The organism is Kitasatospora sp. NPDC085895 (assembly GCF_040702125.1).
GTDB classification, from domain to species: Bacteria; Actinomycetota; Actinomycetes; order Streptomycetales; family Streptomycetaceae; genus Kitasatospora; species Kitasatospora arboriphila.
Genome location: NZ_JBFBJY010000044.1, coordinates 62971 through 69570, shown reverse-complemented (window position 1 = coordinate 69570; position 6600 = coordinate 62971). Strand labels below are relative to the sequence as shown.

Genomic DNA, 6600 nt, shown 5'->3' with positions numbered 1-6600 from the left:
GTTGTGCATCCACAGCCAGCGGCCGTACCGGAAGGGGTGGCAGTTGCTCTGCTGCACGGCCGTGCCGGTGGAGGCGCGGATGCCCGGCCGCTCCTGGGGTCAGGAGCGGCCGGGGGCGGCGGAAGCGGATCCGGTGGGGATCAGGCCTCGACGGCCTCGCCCTCGGCGGCCTCCTCCTCGGTGGCCTCGGGGGCCTGGGCGCCGATGACCTGCAGCACGACGGCGTCGGCCTCGACGGCCAGGGTCGCGCCCTTCGGCAGGGCGATGTCACCGGCGGTGATGGAGGCGCCGGCCTCCAGGCCCTCGACGGAGACGGTGACCGACTCGGGCAGGTGGGTGGCCTCGGCCTCGATCGGGAGGGCGTTCAGCACGTTCTCGATCAGGTTGCCGCCGGGGGCCAGCTCGCCCTCGGTGTGGACCGGGATCTCGACGGTGACCTTCTCGCCGCGCTTCACGAGGAGCAGGTCGACGTGCTCGATGCTGCGCTTGATGGCCTCGCGCTGGACGGCCTTCGGCAGGACGTACTCGTCCTTGCCCTCGATCGGGACGACCAGCAGGGCGTTCGGGGTCTTGAGGGCCATCATCAGGTCGTGGCCGGGCAGGTTCAGGTGGACCGGCGCGTGGCCGTGGCCGTAGACGACACCGGGGACGAAGCCGGCGCGGCGGGCGCGACGGGCGGCACCCTTGCCGAACTCGGTGCGGGTCTCGGCGGCAAGGCGGATCTCGGACACGACTGCACTCCTCGGGAGAAAGACTGGCGCGGGTGCAGGAACGACAAAAACCGCCGGGCCACACCCTCAAGTACCTTGGGGGTCGCTCGGCGGCGGACGACTACTGGAAGCAGCGCGTCGATCACGGTTGCGGCACCCGTACGGGCACACGGCATCCCTCGCCGAGCAGTTCCACGAGTCTAACCGGTGGTGGCGTCAACGTGAAATCGGCCCCCGCACGCGCGGCGTGCGGGGGCCGGACGTCCGGGGCGGACGGTCAGTGCACGCCCTCGAAGAGGCTGGTCACCGAACCGTCCTCGAAGACCTCCTTGATCGCGGCGGCGATCGAGGGGGCGATCGAGAGGGTGGTCACCTTGTCCAGCTGCAGCTGCTGCGGGGTGGGCAGGGTGTTGGTGAAGACGAACTCGCTGACGCGGGAGTTCTTCAGGCGGTCCGCGGCCGGGCCGGAGAGCACGCCGTGGGTGGCCGCGACGATCACGTCGGCGGCGCCGTTGTCGTAGAGCGCGTCGGCGGCGGCGCAGATGGTGCCGGCGGTGTCGATCATGTCGTCGACCAGGACGCAGACCCGGCCCTTGACGTCGCCGACGACCTCGGCGGACAGGATCGTGTTGGCCTGCGTCATGTCGCGGCGCTTGTGGATGATCGCCAGCGGGGCGTTCAGGCGGTCGCACCACTGGTCGGCGACCTTCACCCGGCCGGCGTCCGGCGAGACGATGGTGAGCTTGGTGCGGTCGACCCGCTCGCCCACGTAGTCGGCCAGCATCGGCAGCGCGAACAGGTGGTCCACCGGGCCGTCGAAGAAGCCCTGGATCTGCGCGGTGTGCAGGTCCACGGCCATCAGGCGGTCGGCACCGGCCTGGCGGAGCAGGTCGGCGACCAGGCGGGCCGAGATGGGCTCGCGGCCGAGGTGCTTCTTGTCCTGCCGGGCGTAGCCGTAGAACGGCAGGATCGCCGTGATGCTGTGCGCCGAGGCCCGCTTCAGCGCGTCGATCATGATCAGCTGTTCCATGATCCACTGGTTGATCGGAGCCGTGTGGCTCTGGATCACGAAGCAGTCCGCGCCGCGGGCCGACTCCAGGAAGCGGACGTAGATCTCACCGTTCGCGAAGTCCAGGGCCTTGGTGGGAACCAGTTCGGTGTCGAGCGCCCGGGCCACCTCCTCCGCCAGCTCGGGGTGGGCACGGCCGGAGAAGAGCTTGAGCTTCTTCTCACCCGACGTCGTGATCCCGCTCACTGCACCGTCTCCTCGCGTTGCTGCCGCACATGGACCCGCCACGGCGCACCCGGGCAGCAGCGCTCGGGGACGTCGGTCGGCGGGGGATTTGGGGTACGCCGGGACGAGTACGGTCAACCCAGTGGCGCACGTATGTACTCCAGGTTACGCGGTGCGCAGGGGACCGTCCGCCCCGGGACCGCTTCCCAAGATCCCCCGCAGCCGCTCAGGCCTCGGGCGTCCCGGACGCCTCGGCCTTGGCGGCCGCCTCGGCGGCGGCCGTGCCGGGGCGCTTGCGGGCGACCCAGCCGGCGATGTTCCGCTGCTGCGCCCGGGCGACGCCCAGCGAACCGGCCGGGACGTCCTGGTAGATCACCGAGCCGGCCGCCGTGTAGGCGCCGTCGCCGACGGTCACCGGGGCGATGAACATGTTGTCCGAGCCGGTGCGGCAGTGCGCCCCGATCACGGTGCGGTGCTTGTTGACGCCGTCGTAGTTGACGGTGACGGAGGCCGCGCCGACGTTGCTGCCCTCACCGATCGTCGCGTCGCCGATGTACGAGAGGTGCGGCACCTTGGCGCCCTCGCCGAGCTCGGAGTTCTTGATCTCGACGTAGGTGCCGGCCTTGGCCTTGCGGGCGAGCTTGGCGCCCGGGCGGAGGTAGGCGTAGGGGCCCACCGAGGCGGACTCGCCGACCTCGGCCTCGATCACCGTGGCGTTGCTCACGGTGGCGCCGGCGCCGATGGTGCTGTCGGTCACGGTGGAGTTCGGGCCCACGGTGCAGCCCTCGCCCAGGTGGGTGGCGCCCTGCAGCTGGGTGCCGGGCAGCACGACCGCGTCCGGCTCGTAGCTCACCTGGACGTCGAACCAGGTGGTGGCCGGGTCGACGACGGTGACGCCGGCCCGCATGGCCTGCTCCAGCAGCCGGTCGTTGAGCATCCGGCGGGCCTCGGCGAGCTGCACCCGGTCGTTGATGCCCAGGATGTCGCGGAAGTCGTCGGCGACCACGGCGCCGACCCGGTGGCCGCCGGTGCGCAGGATCTCCAGGGTGTCGGTGAGGTACTCCTCGCCCTGGACGTTGTCGGTGGTGAGCCGGCCGAGCGCCTCGGCGAGCAGCTTCGCGTCGAAGGCGAACACACCGGAGTTGATCTCGGAGACGGCGCGCTGCTCGTCGGTGGCGTCCTTGTGCTCGACGATCGCGGCGACCGCGCCGTGGTCGTCGCGCAGGATCCGGCCGTAGCCGTTCGCGTCCGGCACCACGGCGGTCAGCACGGTGACGCCGTTGCCCTGCTCGGCGTGCGCCTCCGCGAGGGCCCGCAGGGTGGCGCCGGTGAGCAGCGGGGCGTCGCCGGTGGTGACGAGCACGGTGCCGTCGAGGGCGGTGCCGTCGGCGGTCAGCGCGTCGAGGGCGGTGCGGACGGCGTGGCCGGTGCCGTTCTGCTGCTCCTGGACGGCGGTGCGCACGCCCGCGTAGTGCTGCTCCAGGTGGGCGGCGACGAGCTCGCGCAGGTGGCCGACGACCACGACGAGGTGCTCGGGCTCCAGCTCCCGGGCGGCGGCGACGGCGTGACCGACGAGGGACCGGCCGCAGATCTCGTGCAGCACCTTCGGCAGCCGGTTGGACTTCATCCGGGTGCCGCCGCCGGCGGCGAGCACGATCACGGCAGCGGTCTTCTTGGCAGTCACGCGGAGGGCTCCTCGGTTGTTCTGAGGGAGGGTCGGGCGCGCCTGCCGGACGGTCGGGGCTGTGTGCGGAGCTCCCGGAGGAGGATTCGAACCCCCATAAGCTGGACCAAAACCAGCTGTCCTGCCCTTAGACGATCCGGGACGGATGCCGTGCACGGGTGACGCGCCGACGGACGTCGGCGGGCAATGCAGGGCTAAGAGTACGGGGTGCGCCGCTCTGCATCCACCACCCTCCGGAGTCCCGCCGGTGCGACACGTCTTCCCATCGGATGCCGCGGAACCTACGATGCCGTAGGTTACGCATACGTAGGTTCCGCTCCCTCCCGAGGACGCCCCCATGACCATGCAGGCCGGTGCAGCACCCACCATGGCGGCGCAGAAGCCACCCGCCCAGGTCTCCGCGACCCTCGGCGGGGAGAAACAGGGAATGGCCGAGCGGATCACCCTGGGCCTGTTCATCGCCGTCCCCTTCCTGGCCCTGCTGGCCGCCGTCCCGGTGGCCTGGGGGTGGGGCCTCGGCTGGACGGACGTCGCGATCGCGACCGTCATGTACTTCGTGACCTGCCACGGCATCACCGTCGGCTACCACCGCTACTTCACGCACGGCTCCTTCAAGGCCGCCCGCCCGCTGCGCATCGCCATGGCGGTGGCCGGCAGCCTCGCCGTGGAGGGGCCGCTGGTGCGCTGGGTGGCCGACCACCGCAAGCACCACCGGTTCAGCGACAAGGAGGGCGACCCGCACTCCCCGTGGCGGTACGGCGAGAGCGTGCCGGCCCTGGTGAAGGGCCTGTTCTGGGCGCACATGGGCTGGCTCTTCGACGAGGAGCAGACCCCGCAGCACAAGTACGCCCCGGACCTGATCGCCGACCCGGCCATAAGGCGGGTCTCCCGGCTGTTCTGGCTCTGGACGGCCCTGTCGCTGCTGATCCCGCCGGTGGTCGGCGGACTGGTCGCGATGTCGTGGCAGGGGGCGCTGTCCGCCTTCTTCTGGGGTTCGCTGGTGCGGATCGCCCTGCTGCACCACGTGACCTGGTCGATCAACTCGATCTGCCACGCCGTCGGCGAGCGGCCGTTCAAGTCCCGCGACCGGTCCGGCAACGTCTGGTGGCTGGCGGTGCTCTCCTGCGGCGAGTCCTGGCACAACCTGCACCACGCCGACCCGACCAGCGCCCGGCACGGTGTGCTGCGCGGCCAGGTCGACTCCTCGGCCCGCCTGATCCGCTGGTTCGAGCGTGCGGGCTGGGCGACCGACGTCCGCTGGCCGGGGGCCGAGCGGATCGACGCCCGCCGCGCCGTATGACCCGCCCGCTGCAGCATGATGTAGGGGTGAACGGGAGCAACGCAGACACCGCGGACGGCCACCAGCACGCGACCGGCGGGGACGGCGCCGCGGTGGGCCGCACCCGCTCCGCACCGGCCGCGCGCGGCGGGCGGGCGGGCGGCCGGGTCCGGATGACCGGCAAGCAGCGGCGCGAGCAGCTGCTGGAGATCGGCCGGTCGGTCTTCGCGGAGCGCGGCTACGACGGCACCTCGGTCGAGGAGATCGCCGAGCGCGCCGGGGTCTCCAAGCCCGTCGTCTACGAGCACTTCGGCGGCAAGGAGGGGCTGTACGCCGTCGTGGTCGACCGGGAGATGCAGCTGCTGCTGGACATGGTGACCGGGGCGCTGACCGGCGGGCACTCCCGCGAGCTGCTGGAGCAGGCGGCCTTCGCGCTGATGGACTACATCGACACCTCGACCGACGGTTTCAAGATCCTCGTCCGGGACTCGCCGGTCGCGCAGTCGACCGGCAGCTTCGCCTCGCTGATCAGCGACATCGCCACCCAGGTCGAGGACATCCTGGGACTGGAGTTCAAGTCCCGGGGATTCGATCCCCGGCTGGCACCGATGTACTCGCAGATGCTGGTCGGGATGGTCGCGCTCACCGGCCAGTGGTGGCTGGAGGTGCGCAAGCCGCAGAAGGCCGAAGTGGCCGCCCATCTGGTGAATCTGGCGTGGCACGGCCTGGAGGGCCTGGAGCGGCATCCGAAGCTGGTGGGCGAACGACGGGTGTGACGGCACCGAGGTGGTCGCGTGGCGGTCTTCATTCTGGCAGTGGGGGCGGCCTGCTGCCTGGGCCTGGGCTTCGTGCTGCAGCAGCACGCCGCCCAGCGTGCCCCCAAGAGCGACCTGCTGCACTGGCGGTTGCTCCTCGACCTGGCGAGGATGCCGGACTGGCTGATCGGCCTCGGCTTCATGATCGCCGGCCTGGTGCTCAGCGCGGTCGCGCTGAGCCAGGGCGAGGTGGCACTCGTCGAGCCGCTGCTCGCCACCAACCTGGTGTTCGCCATGCTGATGGCCCGCAGGCTCACCGGGACACGACTGGGCCGCTCCGGCTGGGCCGGAGTGGCGCTGATCGCCCTGGGGGTGACCTCCTTCATCGTGGCGGGCCGTCCGCAGGGCGGCGGCACCGAGGCCGGCCACCTGCGCTTCTGGCTGGTGGTCGGCATCGTCTCGGGGCTGGCCGTGCTGCTGGTGCTCGTCGCCAAGCACATGCCGCTCTTCGAGGAGGCCACCCTGCTCGCGCTCGCCGCGGGACTGCTCTACGGGCTGCAGGACGCCCTGACCCGGATGACCACCGAGCGGCTGGACGAGCACGGCATCGGCGCGGTGGTGCACAGCTGGCAGCCGTACGCGGTGGTGGTGATCGGCGTGGTCGGCCTGCTGCTGGTGCAGTCGGCCTTCGAGGCGGCGCCGCTGCGGATGTCGCTGCCCGCGCTGACCGCGGCCCAGCCGCTGACCGGGATCGCCTGCGCGGTCGGCTTCCTCGGCGACCGCCTGCGGGTGACCCCGGTCGCGGTGGCCTTCCAGGTGGTGGGGCTGCTGGCGGTGGTGGGCGGCGTCGTCCTCCTCGGCCGCCACCCGGCCATGCCGGGCCACCACCACTTCCACAAGTAGGGGGCCGCCTCGGCCGCCCGCGCGCCCCTGGGGTG

At 71.7% G+C, this 6600-nt stretch carries 6 protein-coding genes and 1 tRNA gene; 3 read left to right on the top strand and 4 right to left on the bottom strand.

Translation table 11 applies throughout. The features are described 5' to 3' along the window. Window positions 1-140: 140 nt before the first annotated feature. From AB0442_RS25240 to AB0442_RS25225, 4 genes are all read right to left on the bottom strand, one after another. Complete coding sequence (locus AB0442_RS25240; protein ID WP_363541395.1) at window positions 141-731, bottom strand: 50S ribosomal protein L25/general stress protein Ctc; 591 nt, start codon at window positions 729-731, stop codon at window positions 141-143. A gap of 256 nt (window positions 732-987) precedes the next feature. Further along, window positions 988-1965 (bottom strand): ribose-phosphate diphosphokinase, encoded by a 978-nt coding sequence (locus AB0442_RS25235; protein WP_366165507.1) that lies wholly within the window; start codon window positions 1963-1965, stop codon window positions 988-990. 205 nt (window positions 1966-2170) lie between these two features. After that, window positions 2171-3628, bottom strand: coding sequence for a bifunctional UDP-N-acetylglucosamine diphosphorylase/glucosamine-1-phosphate N-acetyltransferase GlmU (gene glmU / locus AB0442_RS25230; RefSeq protein WP_363541398.1), 1458 nt, complete (start codon window positions 3626-3628; stop codon window positions 2171-2173). A gap of 71 nt (window positions 3629-3699) precedes the next feature. Next, window positions 3700-3770 (bottom strand) — tRNA-Gln (locus AB0442_RS25225). 201 nt (window positions 3771-3971) lie between these two features. On the opposite strand from AB0442_RS25225, the gene AB0442_RS25220 reads away from it, so the two are divergent. The 3 genes from AB0442_RS25220 to AB0442_RS25210 all read left to right on the top strand — a co-directional run bounded on the left by AB0442_RS25220 (window position 3972) and on the right by AB0442_RS25210 (window position 6565). Next, on the top strand, window positions 3972-4928 hold the full coding sequence (locus AB0442_RS25220) for an acyl-CoA desaturase (RefSeq protein WP_366165515.1): 957 nt from the start codon (window positions 3972-3974) through the stop codon (window positions 4926-4928). Window positions 4929-5020: 92 nt separating this feature from the next. After that, window positions 5021-5683, top strand: coding sequence for a TetR/AcrR family transcriptional regulator (locus tag AB0442_RS25215; RefSeq protein ID WP_344628222.1), 663 nt, complete (start codon window positions 5021-5023; stop codon window positions 5681-5683). Window positions 5684-5701: 18 nt separating this feature from the next. Continuing rightward, entirely contained in the window at window positions 5702-6565 is an 864-nt protein-coding gene (locus AB0442_RS25210; RefSeq protein WP_344628217.1) for a DMT family transporter, read from the top strand. The last annotated feature ends 35 nt before the right edge of the window (window positions 6566-6600 follow it).